Below are 15,641 nucleotides of genomic sequence, written 5' to 3'. Positions count from 1 at the left end.
CAGCCCCGGAACGGCCGTCACGCCCTCCCGAGACACGGTTTCCCCGTCCAATGCCGCGCAAAAAGGCCCCTCCCGCGAGCGGAAGGGGCCTTTTTGTCGGATGGTTCCGGACTGGGCGGGAAGAAGCTAGCCCAGGATGCCGTTGCCGCTCTCGCCGGTGCGGATGCGGCGGGCGTCAGAGATGTCCTGGACGAAGATCACGCCGTCGCCTTCCTTACCGGTCTTGGCGCCGGAGGAAATGGCGTCCATGACGTCGGCGACCTTGCCGTCGGCGCAGGCGACTTCCAGGCGCAGCTTCTTGAGCAGGTTTACCTCGACGATGACGCCGCGGTACTGCTCGGTGTAGCCCTTCTGGCGGCCGCAGCCGGCAATGTTGGTGACGGACATGCCATGGATGCCCTTGGCGTACAGGGCCTGCTTGACGGCATTGAGCATTTCAGGCCGGAAATAGGCGGTAACGAGTTTCATATATAATCTCCCGGTATCCCGTGCTTATTCGGTGATGAAGATCTGGAAGCCGCTGTAGGCTTCGGAGCCGTGCTCGGTGATGTCCAGGCCCTTGAGTTCCTCTTCCTCGGTGACCCGGATGCCGACGGTGGCCTTGAGCAGGGAGAAGGTGATGAAACCGGTGCCGAAGGCCCAGATGAACACCGCGCCCACGCCGATGACCTGGGTGATGAACTGGGCCATGCCGCCGCCGTAGAGCAGGCCGGCCACGCCGCCGAAATCCGGGCTGGCGAGCAGACCCACCATCAGGGTGCCGAACGCGCCGCACACGCCGTGCACGGAGATGGCGCCGACCGGGTCGTCGATCTTGAGCACCTTGTCGATGAATTCGACGGACAGGACGACCAGGATGCCGGCGCAAAGCCCGATGATGATGGAGCCCATGGGCGAGACGTTGGCGCAACCGGCGGTGATGGCGACCAGGCCGGCGAGGACGCCGTTAAGGGACATGGAGACGTCGGGTTTGCCGTAGCGGATCCAGGAAGTCATCATGGCGGTCAGCGCCGCGGCGCAGGCGGCCAGGTTGGTGGTCACGGCGATCAGGCCGATGTTGCCGGTGGCGGCGGTGGTGGAGCCGGGGTTGAATCCGAACCAGCCGAACCAGAGGATGAAGACGCCAAGCGCGACCAGCGGCAGGTTATGGCCCTGGATGGCCCGGGAGACGCCGTCGGCGGTGTATTTGCCGATGCGCGGCCCCATGAGCATGGCGCCGGCCAGGGCGATCCAGCCACCCACGGAGTGGACCACGGTGGAACCGGCGAAGTCGATCATGGGCGCGTCGAACTTGGACAGCCAGCCGCCGCCCCAGATCCAGTGGCCGGAGATGGGGTAGATCAGCGCGGTGACCACGAAGCTGACGAACAGATAGGCGATGAACTTGGTGCGCTCGGCGATGGCGCCGGAGACGATGGTCACGGCGGTGGCGGCGAACACGCACTGGAAGAACCAGTAGGTGTAGTTCCACAGGCCGTCAGGGGAAGCGGTATTGGCGTGGGACAGACCGAAGTTGGAAAAGCCGATGAAGCCGCCGATGTCGTCGCCGAACATGAGCGCGTAGCCGATCAGGAAAAAGGCGATGGAGCCGGCGGCGAAGTCGAACATGTTCTTCATGAGGATGTTGCCGGCGTTCTTGGCGCGGGTCAGACCCGTTTCGACCATGGCGAAGCCGGCCTGCATGAACATGACCAGCGTGGCGGCCACGAGCGTCCACATGGTGTTGCCGTCCATGATGGACAGGAACTCGGGTTTGGCGGCCGCGTCCTGGGCCAGGGCCAGCGCGGGCAGGGCCAAAACGGCCAGGGCCGCCATCGCGCCCATTTTGTAGAGATTCCGTCTGTGTGCCATAAACCCCCCTGATCTTAGAAGATGTTGTGATATTGTCGGCCGTAGGCCGCCGCTGCCATGATCGCATCGCGCGGGCCGCTCTCCTCGGCCCCGCGGACCGGTAACCAGCAAAAAGCAGGCCATTTTAATAATATATCGAATTATAATATTTTTTTGGAAACTCGGTCTCGTTTTGCTTCGAGAAGGGTGTCTGAGGGTCGAAAACAACCTACAAATTTGAAACATCCTTCATTTTTGAAGCATACCACGGAAGACACGGAAAAACCGAGGTCTGCTTGGCACAATTTGCCATCTCTGACAAGCAAAAAATAACAATTTTGGAAGAAGAGCGTATCCAGGCTGTCAGGAAGTGGGTCCGTCCGGAAGACCGTGACCGGAGTGCGCGCCCGGTCGTCGAATGCCGGGCATGGCGCGCCTGGGCCAAACCGGGCGTCTCATGGCAAAGCCCGCCGAGAGATGGTCGAGGGTCCCCTTCTTGGTTCTTCGGACGGTCGCAGCGGCATTATTCCGTTCGAGGCCCAGGCAAGGACAAGGCTCACCATGGCTGGTTTTGCAGCCCCCGTTCCGATATGCGATTGTAATCACGGCCTCTCCGGACAATTGACATGTGAGATGATCGACGGGAGTTGTCATTGACAATGATTCTCGTTATCGATATTTTTCCTTCAGCTGGTCATGCGACAAGGAGGCTCTCCCATGACGCAAAATTTGTCCGTTCCCCAAACCGATTTCACTCTCCTCGAGGCACTGGCGATATCCGAAATAGCCTCCCGCGCCGTCTTGGAAAGCACGCGCCTCGGCATTTTCGACGTTCTGGCCGACGTCTCCCTCGCGCCGAGTGAGGTCGCCGCGAAATTCGAATTCCAAGAGGCGAAAACAGAGGCGCTGCTTGCGTTGCTGGCATCCCTTGGCCTGCTCGCCACTGACGCGGGAGCATATCGGGCAACGCCCCTTGCCGCGGAATATCTCAGACATGACTCCCCGTTTTTCATGGGCAAGGGCATGGAGTTGAACCAGCGATTCATCCGGAGCATTGCGACGGATTTCACGGGGTTGTTGCGCGGCACGGCGGACCTGCGCAGTGATACCGACGCGCTTTGGGCGGTGGAGGACACCCTGGAGGGCGCCGAGCAGTTCGCCCGAATCGGCCCCCTGCAGGCAGCCGTGGCCTTCCTCTCCGGTTTGCCGGGGTTCGACCGATGGCGGCGCATGTGCGACGTGGGCGGCAACCACGGCACCTTCGCCATGGCCCTTCTCGACAAAAACCCGCGTCTTCGGGCGGACTTGGTCGATCTGCCGGAAGTGGCCGAGGCGGCGGCCGACCGCATCGCCGCCAGGGGGTATGCCGACAGGATGACCGCCTTTTCCTGTGATCTGCGCAAGACGTCGCTGGAGTCGGAACGATACGATCTGCTGTTCGTCTCCCACGTGCTTTATGGCTTCATGGACAACCTCGCGGACGTGTTGTCCATGTTCCACGCCGCCCTGACGCCCGGGGGGTGGGTTGTCTCCCATCACATGAGCCCCGAAAGCCGTGTTCCCGCCTCCATTGTTCAGGGACGGGAATTCATGACCCGCATGGCCGGCTACTCCACCCATGCCATCGGCCGGGAGTTTCTCGAGAACGTCCTCCGCGAGGTTGGTTTCGACAACATCACCGTGGCGTCGGCGGGGCATCACCAGAGCAGCCTGCTTGTCGCCGGACAAAAAGCGTGAACCGGGCTCTCGATATGGAAAGCCGCGTGGCGGAAGCACCGCACCTGGATCATGGCAATGGCAGGGAAGAGCCTCTCCGGGGCATTCCGGAAACCATGCTCATACCCCTTTGGGCGAAGGCCATGGAGACACTGTCCGCGCGACCCATCGTTCGTGATCCCAAGGCCGTCGAAATGCTCGCGCGCATCGACTACGATTTTTCCAGATTCAACAAGGCGCGCCTCACACAGGTCGGCGTTGCCGTGCGGACAATGCTTCTGGATGATTTTGTGCGCGATTTTCTTCATCGCAACGAAAACGTGGTGGTGATCAATCTTGGGGCGGGTCTGGACACCAGGTACCATCGCCTGGCTCTCCGCAATGTCTGTTGGTACGACCTGGATCTGCCCGAGGCCATCGCCTGGCGGCGCAGGTTTTTTCCGGAGAATGAAACCTGCCGCTGCATCGCCAAATCCGTCTTCGACCTATCCTGGATGGATGCCGTCGAGGCCAGGGGGCCCTTCTTGCTGATCGCCGAAGGCTTGTTCATGTATTTTCCGGAAGAAAGATTGCGACCGTTGTTCCGGGCGATGGTGAATCGATTCGCTGGTGCCGAAATGCTGTTGGAAATACTGCCGCCCTTCCTTGTAGGCAAGAGCAACAAACATGAATCCGTAAAGATGACGGCCAGCGTACCGGAATTTTTATGGAGCGTTAAAAATGCGAAAGACCTAACGGCATGGCATCCTTGTCTCCAGTTGGTAACGGAATGGAACTATTTTGATTTTTATAAGGAACGTTGGAAATGGTTTGGCTGTCTGGCTAGACTTCCTGGCCTTCGCGGATATTTCGCTTCCCGTATTGCGCATTTGCATTTTGGAAATCATGAGAAAGACTATCCCGGATGATATTCCGCAATGCCAAGCGCCATACGAAAATGCATACCCTTTTTAATAGTATAGTTATACTGGTCATTGTCGCCCCTTTTACGTCGTTGTGACGCCTCCTCCTTTTCTTGCTCCGGCGCACGATCAACAAAGTCCCCGCCAGGGGCGGGGACTTTGTTGGCAGCCTGAAGGCCGCCTTCGGTCGGCCTTTTCAAAAAGGACCGGTTGCGAAGGGATTACAAAATCGGCAGATAGCGCTCGATCTCCCATTCCGTGACCTGGGTCCGGTAAGCGTCCCACTCTGCCTTCTTGTTCTCGATCAGCGCCGCGTGCAGATGGTCGCCGAGCACCTCGCGCATCAGTTCGCTTTTCTCCAGATGGTCCACGGCCTCGCGCAGGCTGCCCGGCAGCGAGGAGATGCCCTTGGCCACCATTTCCTCGTCGGTCATCTTGAAGATGTTCTCCTCGATGGGCGGCTCCAGCTCGTAGCCCTCCTCCATGCCCTTGAGCCCCGCGCCGAGCATGGCCGCGAAGCAGAGGTAGAGGTTGCAGGCCGGGTCGGGGCTGCGCAGTTCGATGCGCGTGGCCGCTTCCTTGCCCGGCTTGTACATGGGCACCCGGATGAGCGCCGAACGGTTGCGCCGGGCCCAGGCGAGGTAAACCGGGGCTTCGTAGCCCGGCACCAGCCGCTTGTAGGAGTTGACCCACTGGTTGGTGATGCAGGCGAATTCCGGGGCGTGGCGCAACAGTCCCGCGATGTAGCTCTTGGCCTCGGCCGAGAGGTGGTAGACGTCGGAGGCGTCGTAGAAGGCGTTCTTCGAGCCCCGGAAAAGCGACTGGTGGCAGTGCATGCCCGAGCCGTTCTCCCCGAACAGGGGCTTGGGCATGAAGGTGGCGTAGCAGCCGTGCTTGCGGGCGATCTCCTTGACCACCACCCGGTAGGTCTGGGCGTAGTCGGCCATGATGAGGCCTTCCTGGTAGCGCAGGTCGATCTCGTGCTGGCTCGGGGCCACCTCGTGGTGGCTGTATTCCACGGCCACGCCCATGGATTCCAGGGCGAAATTGATGTCGCGGCGCACGTCGTTGGCCAAATCGCGCGGCGGGGCGTCGAAATAGCCGCCGTAGTCCAGGATTTGCGGTTGGGTCGAATTGGCGAACAGGAAAAATTCCAGTTCCGGCCCAACATAGTAGGTGAAGCCGAGGTCGGCGGCCTTTTTGAGCATCCGCTTGAGCACGTAGCGGGAGTCGGCGGCAAAGGGCGTGCCGTCGGGATTTTTCACGTCGCAAAAAAGCCGGGCCACCGGACGGTCGGACGGCCGCCAGGCGACGAGCTGAAAGGTGGACGGATCGGGAAAGGCCACCATGTCCGATTCCTGGATCTTGGTGAACCCGGTGATGGAGGACCCGTCGAAGCCCATGCCCTCCTCGAAGGCGTTTTCAAGTTCCCGGGGGGTGATCTGGAAGCTTTTGAGCACGCCCAGAACATCGATGAACCAGAACTGGACAAACGAAACGTTGTAGTCCTTCACGGCCCGCAGCACATCGTCCGCGTTTTTGCAGTGAAATACCGCCATGCCCGATACCTCCTTTGTTTTCTGGCGTTTGGGATCCGGCGAAGCATCCGGTCGGCCGCCCCGGCCCCCGAACATCGGGCCGCGGGCGCGCCTGCCGACACGCCGCCATTTCCCAAAATATCGCAGTCCGGAAGAAGCGTAAAGCGCGGCGAAAAGCCCGGCCGGCCGCGAAAACGCCTTGGTCGCGCCCGGGATTTCTGATAATCGTGACCGTAACTCCCAAAACCCCGGAGGGTCGGTATGCGCATGTCCGAGGAGGCTCCCCCCGCTGCAAGCCTGGATCCTGTCCGTGAGGAAAAACTGGCCATCGTGGCCCTCGTCAACGCCGGCGGCCGCGACGAGGCCGAACGCCGCGCCGACGCCCTGGCCCTGCGGCTGCCGCAGGACGTCTTCGGTTTCAGCGTCTCCGGCACGCTGCGCCTGACCCGGGGCGACGCGGCCGGAGCGGTCGCGCGCCTGACCCGGGCCGCCGCCCTGGCCCCCGACGTCGCGGACATCCGGACCAACCTCGGCCTGGCCCTGGCCGACACCGGCGACCTCGAAGCCGCCGTGGCCTGCTACGACCGGGCCCTGGAGCTCACCCCCGATTCGGTCGCCGCCCTGACCAATCGCGGGGCCGCCCTGGAGGCGGCCGGACGCCACGAGGAGGCGGCCCAAAGCTACCGCCGCGCCCTGGCCCTTGCGCCCGGCCACGCCAAGGCCCACTACAACCTCGGCAACACGCTCAAGGCGCGGGGCCGGCTGGAGGAGGCACTGGCCTGCTACGACCAGGCCCTGGCCGCCGATCCCCAGTACGGCTTCGCCCTGATCAGCCGGGGCATGATCCTGGCCGACCTGGGCCTGCACGCCGAAGCGGCCTCGTGCGCCAAAGCCGCCCTGCATCTGCGCCCGGACCAGCCCGAGGCCCTGGACCTGCTCGCCGGCTGTCTGCTCGCCCAGGAGGCCGACCCGGCCCTGGCCATGGGATATGTCACGCACTCCCTGGCCGTCGGGGAAGGCATCGAGGCCAAGCGGCTTTTTTGCGCCTGTTTGCGCCGCCTGCCGCCCTGGAAGCTGGACGCGGCTGGCCTCGGGATGCTCGGCCGGGCGCTGGCCGGACCGTGGGACCGGCCGGAAATGCTGGCCGGACCGGCGGCGCGCGTGCTGGAGCACGACGCGCAAGTGGGGCCGTGCCTGCGCCGGGCCGTCGCGGCCTGGCCCGAGCCCGTGCCCGCCACGGAACTTTTCGCCCCGGCCGGGGCGGCGGCACTGGCCGCCCATCCGCTGCTCGCCCGGCTCCTTACGGCCGCGCCCATGCCCACCGTGGAGATGGAGCGCTTTTTGACCCTGGCCCGCGCGGCGCTCCTGACCGTCGCGGCCCAGACGCCGCCGGACGACCTCGCCGAGCCGGCCGGGCTGGCCTTTTACGCCGCCCTGGCCCGGCAATGCTGCATCAACGAATACGCCTTCGCCGTCTCGGAGGCGGAAGCGGGGCAAGCCGAAGCGCTGCGGCGCGGGCTGGAAGAGGCTCTCGCCGCCGACCGGCCGCTTCCGGCCCTGTGGGTCGCGGCCGCCGGGGCCTACGGCCTGCTCGGCGCGCTTGTCGGGGCCGACCGGCTGCCCGGTCGCGACTGGCCCGAGCCCCTGGCCGCCGTCGTCGACCAGCAGGTGGGACAACCGGCCATCGAGGCGAGGCTTCGAGAATCCATGGAGCGCCTTACCCCCATCGACGACGAAGTGTCGCTGCGCGTGCGCCGGCAGTACGAGGAAAACCCCTACCCGCGCTGGGTGCGGGTCGCGCCGGTGGACGCGCCCGTGGCCTTCGACGCTTTCATGCGCCGCCGCTTCCCGCTGGTCGCCTATACGCCCCTTGGCCGCGACGACCGCCTCGACGTGCTCGTGGCCGGCTGCGGCACGGGCCAGCATGCCCTGGAGACGGCCCGCCGTTTTCGCGGCGCGGACGTCAAGGCCCTGGACTTAAGCCTCGCCAGCCTCGGCTACGCCAAACGCAAGGCGGCCCAGGCCGGTGCGACAAACATCGCCTTCGCCCAGGCCGACATCCTGCGCCTCGGGGCGCTCGACCGCCGCTTCGACGTCATCGAGGCCTCCGGCGTGCTGCACCATCTGGCCGATCCTTTCGCCGGCTGGCGCACGCTCTTGACGCTGTTGCGCCCGGGCGGCTGCATGCGGCTCGGCTTTTACAGCTCGCTGGCCAGGCGCGGCATCGTGCGGGCCAGGGTCTTTCTCCAGGCCAAGGGCTATACGGCCACGGCGGAGTCCATGCGGCGCTGCCGTCAGGAACTGCTGCGCCTGCCGCCGGACGATCCCCTGCGCCAGGTGCTCCTGTGCGATTTTTTCAGCTTAAGCGGCTGCCGCGACATGCTCTTCCATGTCTGCGAACACACCACCGACCTGCTGGAGATCAAGTCGTTTCTCCACGACAACGGACTGCGGCTTCTGGGCTTCGACCTCGACGCCGCGCCCCTGACAGCCTACCGCCGGCTCCATCCGTCCGACCAGCCGGCAACGAACCTGTCCGACTGGAACACCTTCGAACAACAGTATCCCGATACGTTTATCGAGATGTACCAGTTCTGGGTGCAGAAGAAAAAACGCGCCGGCGTTTGAAAGCGCGTGGATTTCATCCGAAGCATCGTTTAGGCAGCGGCAACGCGGCGCTTCCCGCCGCCGGAGGAACCCATGGCCCAAACCGACCTGTCCGCCGCTTACGCCAGCTTAAGCGGCGATGTCCTGATCGACTCCCTGGTCTGGGAAGGACTGCCCCTTTGGACCGAGGAATCGCCCTCCACAGGGCTGACCGTGACCTACGGCTTCATGACCACGGCCCTGCCGGCGGGCGAAACGGTCGTCGACTTCGCCCCCCTCGACCTCGGACAGCAGGCGGCCGTGCGGCTCGTCTACGCCACGGCCGAACCGCTGACCGGACTCCATTTCGTGGAAACGGCCGACGTTTCCGGCGCCGACGTGGCCTTCGGCACGGCGGACATCGCCGATCCCGGCACCCTGGCCCTGACGAGCACGAACGAGGTACTCATCGCCGCCGACGACGGCACGACCACCATCGACCGCCAGGATTACGTCTACCTGGACAACGCCGAGTGGGGCGGGACGTTGGCCGACGCGCGGCCGGGGACGCTCGGCTACGAGACCATCCTGCACGAGATCGGCCACACCCTGGGCCTCGACGACACGGCCTACACGCAAACCCTGCCGGATATCCTGGACAACACCGACTACACGGTCATGTCCTACAACGAGACCGACACCTACAAATCCATGTTCGGCGTGCTGGACATGCAGACCTTGCAATACCTGTACGCGGACTCGGGTTCGATCGTGGGCTTTGGCGTGATTCCGGTTATGGCCTGGCCGGGGACGCCGTCCAGCGCCGCCCTCGGCCAGACGCTGGCGGCGGGATAACGGGGCGCTACTGCTTGCGGGAGGGCGCGGCGTCCCGGTCGTCCGCCGCGTTGTCCGGCCGGACGGCCGCCGCCCGGCCCAGGGCGCTTGCCGCCTCCGGGGGCAGCGGCTTGCCGTAGAGCCAGCCCTGGGCCAGATCGCAGCCGGCCAGGGACAAGAATTCGTGCTGCGAGGCCGTTTCCACGCCCTCGGCCACAACCTCCAGGCCCAGACGCTGGAACAGCGCGATGAATCCCGAGACCATGGACCGGGCCCGCACGTCGTATTCCAGGCTTTTGATAAGCGATTTGTCGAGCTTGACGATGTGCACCGGGTATTCCACCAGCACGCTTAAGGACGAATAGCCCACGCCGAAGTCGTCCACCGCGATGCGGAAGCCGCTGACGATGAGCCGTCCCAGGATGACTTTGGCCGCCTGGGGGTCGGCGATGATCATGGATTCGGTGATCTCGAGCACCACCGTGGCCGGGTCGACCTCGGCCGCCCGGGCCCTGTTGATGAGGTCCTCGACGAAATCCTCGTCCTGGAACTGGTTGCGCGAGATATTGATGGCAAGGCGTATGGAGCTTCCCTCCTCGCGCCACCGCCGCAGACGGGCAAAGGCCATGTCCAGCACGAGCCGGCCGATGGGGATGATGAGCCCCGTTTCCTCGGCCAGGGGAATGAACCGATCCGGCGGGACCATGCCGTCCGGACGCATCCAGCGGACCAGCGCCTCGAAATGTTCGGCCACGCCCGTGGCCATGGACACGATGGGCTGGTAGCGCAGAACGAACGCCTTCTCCTCGATGGCCCGCTTGAGGTTGTTTTTGAGTTCGAGGCGGGCCTTGGCCTCCTCGGCGATGGCGGGCTCGAAAAAACGGACCCGGCCGCCGCCCTCGGACTTGGCCAGGTACATGGCCGTGTCGGCGTTGCGCATGAGCGCGTCCGAATCCCGGCCGTCGGCCGGAAAAAGGGCCACGCCGATGCTGGCCCCGACCTCGATGGCCGCGCCCTCCACCTTGAGGGGCCGCGACGCCGCATCGACGAGCTTCTCGCCCAGGCGCGCCGCCACCGCCGGGTCCGTGGTCTCGCGCAAAATCACCGTGAATTCGTCGCCGCCCATGCGGGCCAGGGTGTCCTCGTCGCGCAGGCAGGCGCGCATGCGCCCGGCAATGAGCGAAAGCACCTGGTCGCCCACGGAGTGGCTTAAGCTGTCGTTGATGTATTTGAAGTTGTCGAGGTCGAGAAAAAGCAGGGCAAAGCCGCGCGAACGCCGCGTGCCGATGGAAATTTCCCGCTCCAGCCTGTCCAGGAACAGGGCCCGGTTGGGAAGCGCGGTCAGGGCGTCGGAATAGGCCAGGTTTTTCAGGAGCTTTTCGGTGGCCTTGTCCTTGGTGACGTCGGAAAAGACCAGCACCAGATGGCTGCCGGCGTCGTCGTCGAGGGGCAGAGCGTTTATGGACAGGCGCAGCGGCAGCGTCTTGCCCGAGCGCGACCGGCCCGGGCATTCGCCCGACCAGGCGGAGCGCCGGGTGAGGCCGTCCAGCATGGCCCGGTGAAGGGTCGCGTCGTGGGCGGCTAGAAAGGTCTCCCGGGCGCAGCGCCCGTGCAGCTCGCCGGCGGCGAATCCCGTGATGCGCAGGCAGGCGGCGTTGACCTCCAGCACCGTCAACCGGCGGTCGGTGATGACCATGGCCGCGTCCGTGGCCTCCACCGCGGTTTTAAAAAGGAGCAAGCGCTTTTCCGCCAGCCGGCGCTGGGCGTTTTCCGTCTCCAGCTCGTCGTTGGCCCGCTCGAGCTGCCGGGTGTGCTGGTTGATCTCGCCGAGCAGCGCATTGTAGGCCGCGACCACCTGCCCGATCTCGTCCCGGCTGGTCCAAGGCAGGGGTTCGCGCCGGCCGGTGGCATGGCTGCGGGTCAGCGCGTCGCGAAGACGCCCCAGCGGCATGCCGATGCGCCAGCGCACGGCCCATACAAGCCCGGCGGCCAAAAGCACGATCAGCGCGGCCGCAGTCGGCAGGTCGGCTTCCCGCCGGCTGGCCAGCCCCTGGCGGATGCGACCGTCGTGATAGGCGGCCTCCAGCCGGCCGACGGCGTAGGTCTCGCCCCCGGCATGATGGATGAGGTTCCGCCTGGCCGTAAGGATCCGCACGCCCGGTCCCGGGTCCGCGCCCGAATGGGCCACGAGCGTCCCCTTGGCGTCGTAGAGCCGGATCCATTGCAGGTCCGGGTTCTGGGCATAGCTGCGGAAAAGCCGGTCGATGGTGGCCTGGTCGAATTCCCAGACCGGGGCCTCGAGTTCGGCGGCCTGGGCGGTGAGCAGGCTGTCCAGGCGGGTTTTGAGGTCCTCCTGGGCCTGCCGGGCGAACCGGGCCGTAAAGACCAGATACATGATCGCGGCCACGGTCAGGGCCACGGCCAAGGCCGGAAGCAGGACCCTGGTGGCCAGCCCGAGGTATGGACGGTTACCGAAAATCGCCATGCTCGTGTCGTATCCTCGACCTTCGCGCATGCCCTTTTGACGCGACATGCCCGTGAAATGTCGTTTATAAAACGCCCCCACCCTCTGGGCGCGGCGTCACATGTTCGCCTGCATCGCCAGGAGCCGGCGCAGTTGTTCCTCTATGGTTTCGAGCCGTTTTCGTCTCATCTCCCGGTCCGGGCCGCTCGTGGAGGCAAGGCGGAGCTTTTCGCGGTACAGTTCGATGATGCGGACGGGCGTGAGCTGGCTGTTGTCGGAGGCTTCGAAGCCCGACCGGCTGAGCGCGGCCAGGATCTTCCGCTCGTGGGCCAGTCGCGTCGCCGGTTTGTCCGGGGCGGCCCGGCCGTAACCCAGGAAAAAGGCCCGGATGCGGTCCTTGAGCCCGGCCGGAAGATCGGCCCGCCAGACGATGGGGTCCGAGGGAATGGGCGGCGAGGTCCAGATGGTCACGACATCCCGGGCGAACCCGGGATAGCGCTGCCGCTGGCGCGCCAGATCGACGCTGTTGCCGGTGGCGACGTCGAGGCGGCCGGTGCCCACGCCGAGGAAATTCTCCTCGTGGTTGCCCGAAACCACCCGTTTGAACACGGCGCGCGGGGAGATGCCCCGGGAGGCGAACAGATAGTAGGCCGGCACGGCGTGGCCGGAAGTGGAATTGGGATCGCCGTCGCCGAAGGTGAGCCGCCCCGCCCGGGCGAAAACGGTCTCGACGTCGGCCAGCCCGGAATCCCGGCGCACGAGCAGATGGGAGTAATATTCGGTGCGCCCGGCCGGGTCGACGCTGCGCAGGGCGACCTCGCCGCCGGCCCGGTCCACGGCCTCGATGGCCGACTTGTTGCCGAGCCAGGCCACCTGGACGCGGCCGGCGGCCATGGCCCAGATCACGCCGGCATAGTCGTCATAGATCCTGGGCGAGACGGACTCCCCGAGAAAGGCGGACAGGTCGGCCAGAAGCGGCCGCCAGGCGTCGAGCAGCGTCTGCGAGGCGGAAGTCGCAATGATGCCGAAGCCAAGCCCCGCCGCATCGGCCAGAGCCGCTCCCCCGCGGCACGACAGCAAAATCAGAAGGGCCAGCAGACCCGCAAACGGCATTTTCCCACGCATGACTTTCCGAGGCTATCCGAAAAACTCCGATCATCACAGGCGACGCGAATTTGTCAATGAAATGTCACCGGCCCTTGCCGCCGCCGACGGGCTTTTTCCCGGATTCGGGCTTAGGAAAAGCGCAGACCGTGCGCGCCCGGGGCGTTTTGGGGAGGGAGCGTGAACCAGCAACTCTTCGATTCCTCGATCATGTTCAAGCACATGCTCGAACAAAACAAATCCCTGGCCGGCAAGGTGCCCCAGGTCCGGCCGCGCCTGGCCTCGCTTCTGGAATGCACCGGCAACCTCCTGGAAGGCGACCTGGCCATCTTGACCTTGCAGGTGGCGGATTTTCACCTGAAGTACTCCGGCATCGGCATGGAAGCGGGACTGGCCTGCCTGCGCGCCTGCCTGGACGAAGCCATCGAGCGCTTCGCCGCCATCTACCCCGAAGGCGCGCTGCACTTCATCCAGGAAGCCTCGCCCGGGGACTACGTGCTGCTTTTCGAGCACGACGGCAGCGATCCCGACGAGCTGTTTTTCCTCTACCTGGCCTACCGGGCCGCCGTTACCGGGGCGGCCATCGAGCGGATGCGGCTGGTGTGCGGCGAAGAGATCGACCTGCGCGTGGGCTTCGCCCGGCTGGAGCCCGACCGGGACATGTCCCAGACAGCCGTTCTTTTCGCCGCCGTGTGCAAGGCCAAGCGGCTGGCCCAGCAAAAAATCGACGCGACGGCCTTCCCCTCCCCGGCGGAAATCAAGACCCTTTTCGCCCAGGGTTTCACGGGCGTCGTCTACCAGCCGGTGGTCGACCTGGCCACCGGCGCGACCTCCGGCTGGGAAGCCTACGCCCGAAGCGGCTCCGGCATCCCCATCCAGGACGCGTTGCGGCTTTTCGAGCTGCTCGGCTCCACGGACAAGGCCCTGGAGGTGGAACAATGCCTGTGGCGCCAGGCCGTCTCCGGCGTCGGGCGGCTCAATCCCCGGCAAAAACTCTTCTTGAACGTCGGCCCCGCGAGCCTGTCCGGCCACGACCGCCAACCCCGCGAGTTCGCCCGCCTTGTCGGCGAGTACAATCTCGAACGCAACCAGATGGTGCTCGAATTCTCCGAACGCCTGTCCATAAGCGAGTTGGCCGCCCTGCCGGACATCCTCGACACCTACCGCGACCTGGGTTTCCTGACCGCCATCGACGACGTGGGCGCGGGCCAGTCCAACATGATGCTTTTGGCCCGGCTGCGCCCGGATTTCTTCAAAGCCGACATCACCCTGACGAGCGACATCGAATGCAACCCCTTCAAGCGGCTGATGGTCGAAACCCTCGTGCTCATGGCCGAAAAGATCGGGGCCAAGGTCATCGCCGAGGGCGTGGAAACCGATCTGGCCTTAAGCTCCCTCGTCTCCATGGGCGTCCACGCCGCCCAGGGCTACTACCTCGGCGCGCCGGCCTATCCCAAGCCCGAGGGCGGCATGCCCATACCGCCGAAAGCCAGCTTTGGCCACGCCAACGTCGGAGACTGGAAATGCTCCTCCCCGGTGGGCGACCTGCTGGCCCCGTGCCTGGAGGTGGACACGGAAAAACGCGTGGGCGACGTCAAGGCGCTTCTGGCCGACAAGCCGGCCATGTGCAGCGTGGTGGTGGTGGAGGGCAAGGCCCCGGCCGGGCTGCTCATGAACTACAATCTGGACAAGGCCCTGGCCTCCAAGTTCGGCGTGGACCTCTACCACAGGAAACGCATCACCCGGCTCATGGACGCAAGCCCGTTGTGCGTGGATTGCGACACGCCCATCGAGGAGGCGGCCCGGCTGGCCATGAACCGCGTGGCCACCAAGATTTACGACGACATCGTCATCACCCGGGACGGCGAGCTGTGCGGCACCGTGTCGGTGCAAAAAATGCTCGACACCCTGGCCAAGGTCCAGGTGGAGCTGGCCAAGGGCTCCAATCCCCTGACCGGGCTTCCCGGCAACGTGGCCATCGAACAGGAATTCCAGCGCCGGGGCCGGGAAAAACTGCCCTGCTCGATGATGTACGTCGACCTCGACAACTTCAAGGTCTACAATGACGTCTACGGCTTCAGCCAGGGCGACAAGGTCATCCTGCTCACCTCGCAGGTCCTGCGCGAGGCCGTCGCCCGCCAGGGCTCGCCCGGCGATTTCGTGGGCCACGTCGGCGGGGACGACTTCGTGGTCATCGCCGCCCGCGGCGCGGCCGACGCCGTGGCCGACGCCGTGGTCGCCGCCTTCGCCGCCGAGGTCCCCAGGCTCTACACCCCGGAAGACCGTGAGCGCGGCTACATCCGGGGCAAAAGCCGCGACGGGGTGGAAAAGGATTTTCCCTTCATCACCCTGTCCATCGGCATCCTGGAATGCCTGTTCGCCACGCCCATCACCTTCGAGGACTTGAGCCACCGGGTGGCGGAAGTGAAAAAGTTCGCCAAATCCCGGGCCGGCAATTCCGTGGTCCGCGACCGCCGCGCGCCCCTTGGGGCGCTTTAGAAGGGAAGAAGATGCGGGAGGGGAACCCTTTTTGAAAAAAGGGTTCCCCTCCCGCGCCCTCCCCTCCCAAAAACTTTCAACGGTGATATACTGTTATCGGGAAAAGTCTTTGGGGAGGGGGTCCTGGGGGACTCCTTTCGTAAGACAAGGGGGCCCCCCGGGTACGCG

At 64.9% G+C, this 15,641-nt stretch carries 10 protein-coding genes; 5 read left to right on the top strand and 5 right to left on the bottom strand.

What is annotated here, in order from left to right; genetic code table 11:
• Positions 1-126 precede the first annotated feature (126 nt).
• On the bottom strand, positions 127-468 hold the full coding sequence (locus DESFRDRAFT_RS02105) for a P-II family nitrogen regulator (RefSeq protein ID WP_005990649.1): 342 nt from the start codon (positions 466-468) through the stop codon (positions 127-129).
• A gap of 24 nt (positions 469-492) precedes the next feature.
• Positions 493-1,851, bottom strand: coding sequence for an ammonium transporter (locus tag DESFRDRAFT_RS02100; RefSeq protein ID WP_005990647.1), 1,359 nt, complete (start codon positions 1,849-1,851; stop codon positions 493-495).
• A 696-nt stretch (positions 1,852-2,547) separates the two neighbouring features.
• On the opposite strand from DESFRDRAFT_RS02100, the gene DESFRDRAFT_RS20580 reads away from it, so the two are divergent.
• Both DESFRDRAFT_RS20580 and DESFRDRAFT_RS02090 read left to right on the top strand, forming a co-directional pair.
• Complete coding sequence (locus tag DESFRDRAFT_RS20580; RefSeq protein ID WP_005990646.1) at positions 2,548-3,567, top strand: class I SAM-dependent methyltransferase; 1,020 nt, start codon at positions 2,548-2,550, stop codon at positions 3,565-3,567.
• Positions 3,568-3,581: 14 nt separating this feature from the next.
• Complete coding sequence (locus tag DESFRDRAFT_RS02090; RefSeq protein ID WP_005990644.1) at positions 3,582-4,454, top strand: class I SAM-dependent methyltransferase; 873 nt, start codon at positions 3,582-3,584, stop codon at positions 4,452-4,454.
• A gap of 215 nt (positions 4,455-4,669) precedes the next feature.
• On the opposite strand, the gene DESFRDRAFT_RS02085 is transcribed toward DESFRDRAFT_RS02090, so the two are convergent.
• Positions 4,670-6,007 (bottom strand): glutamine synthetase family protein, encoded by a 1,338-nt coding sequence (locus tag DESFRDRAFT_RS02085; protein ID WP_005990643.1) that lies wholly within the window; start codon positions 6,005-6,007, stop codon positions 4,670-4,672.
• A 240-nt stretch (positions 6,008-6,247) separates the two neighbouring features.
• Between DESFRDRAFT_RS02085 and DESFRDRAFT_RS02080 the strand changes: the two genes are divergently transcribed.
• A complete protein-coding gene (locus tag DESFRDRAFT_RS02080; RefSeq protein WP_005990641.1) occupies positions 6,248-8,614 on the top strand; it encodes a tetratricopeptide repeat protein in 2,367 nt (788 codons plus the stop codon).
• Between the two features lie 72 nt (positions 8,615-8,686).
• The gene (locus DESFRDRAFT_RS02075) at positions 8,687-9,427 is read left to right on the top strand and encodes a zinc metalloprotease (RefSeq protein ID WP_005990639.1); all 741 of its coding nucleotides are present in this window, start codon (positions 8,687-8,689) and stop codon (positions 9,425-9,427) included.
• Between the two features lie 7 nt (positions 9,428-9,434).
• Here the strand turns inward: DESFRDRAFT_RS02075 and DESFRDRAFT_RS02070 are convergent, their stop codons facing one another.
• Together DESFRDRAFT_RS02070 and phnD are read right to left on the bottom strand one after the other, a co-directional pair.
• A complete protein-coding gene (locus DESFRDRAFT_RS02070; RefSeq protein WP_005990637.1) occupies positions 9,435-11,891 on the bottom strand; it encodes an EAL domain-containing protein in 2,457 nt (818 codons plus the stop codon).
• A gap of 96 nt (positions 11,892-11,987) precedes the next feature.
• The gene (gene phnD, locus DESFRDRAFT_RS02065) at positions 11,988-12,983 is read right to left on the bottom strand and encodes a phosphate/phosphite/phosphonate ABC transporter substrate-binding protein (protein ID WP_043793607.1); all 996 of its coding nucleotides are present in this window, start codon (positions 12,981-12,983) and stop codon (positions 11,988-11,990) included.
• A 171-nt stretch (positions 12,984-13,154) separates the two neighbouring features.
• Between phnD and DESFRDRAFT_RS02060 the strand changes: the two genes are divergently transcribed.
• Positions 13,155-15,473, top strand: coding sequence for a GGDEF domain-containing protein (locus tag DESFRDRAFT_RS02060; RefSeq protein ID WP_005990634.1), 2,319 nt, complete (start codon positions 13,155-13,157; stop codon positions 15,471-15,473).
• The last annotated feature ends 168 nt before the right edge of the window (positions 15,474-15,641 follow it).

Source organism: Solidesulfovibrio fructosivorans JJ], assembly GCF_000179555.1.
Lineage (GTDB): Bacteria > Desulfobacterota > Desulfovibrionia > Desulfovibrionales > Desulfovibrionaceae > Solidesulfovibrio > Solidesulfovibrio fructosivorans.
The sequence above is the reverse complement of the archived record's forward strand: the minus strand, read 5'-3'. Positions and strand labels throughout refer to the sequence as shown.

Excerpts from the sequence above, each read along its gene's own strand:
- phnD (WP_043793607.1), bottom strand. The coding sequence starts at position 12,983 with ATGCCGTTTGCGGGTCTGCTGGCCCTTCTGATTTTGCTGTCGTGCCGC.
- DESFRDRAFT_RS02080 (WP_005990641.1), top strand. The coding sequence starts at position 6,248 with ATGCGCATGTCCGAGGAGGCTCCCCCCGCTGCAAGCCTGGATCCTGTC.
- DESFRDRAFT_RS02070 (WP_005990637.1), bottom strand. The coding sequence starts at position 11,891 with ATGGCGATTTTCGGTAACCGTCCATACCTCGGGCTGGCCACCAGGGTC.
- DESFRDRAFT_RS02075 (WP_005990639.1), top strand. The coding sequence starts at position 8,687 with ATGGCCCAAACCGACCTGTCCGCCGCTTACGCCAGCTTAAGCGGCGAT.
- DESFRDRAFT_RS02085 (WP_005990643.1), bottom strand. The coding sequence starts at position 6,007 with ATGGCGGTATTTCACTGCAAAAACGCGGACGATGTGCTGCGGGCCGTG.
- DESFRDRAFT_RS02090 (WP_005990644.1), top strand. The coding sequence starts at position 3,582 with ATGGAAAGCCGCGTGGCGGAAGCACCGCACCTGGATCATGGCAATGGC.
- DESFRDRAFT_RS02100 (WP_005990647.1), bottom strand. The coding sequence starts at position 1,851 with ATGGCACACAGACGGAATCTCTACAAAATGGGCGCGATGGCGGCCCTG.
- DESFRDRAFT_RS20580 (WP_005990646.1), top strand. The coding sequence starts at position 2,548 with ATGACGCAAAATTTGTCCGTTCCCCAAACCGATTTCACTCTCCTCGAG.
- DESFRDRAFT_RS02105 (WP_005990649.1), bottom strand. The coding sequence starts at position 468 with ATGAAACTCGTTACCGCCTATTTCCGGCCTGAAATGCTCAATGCCGTC.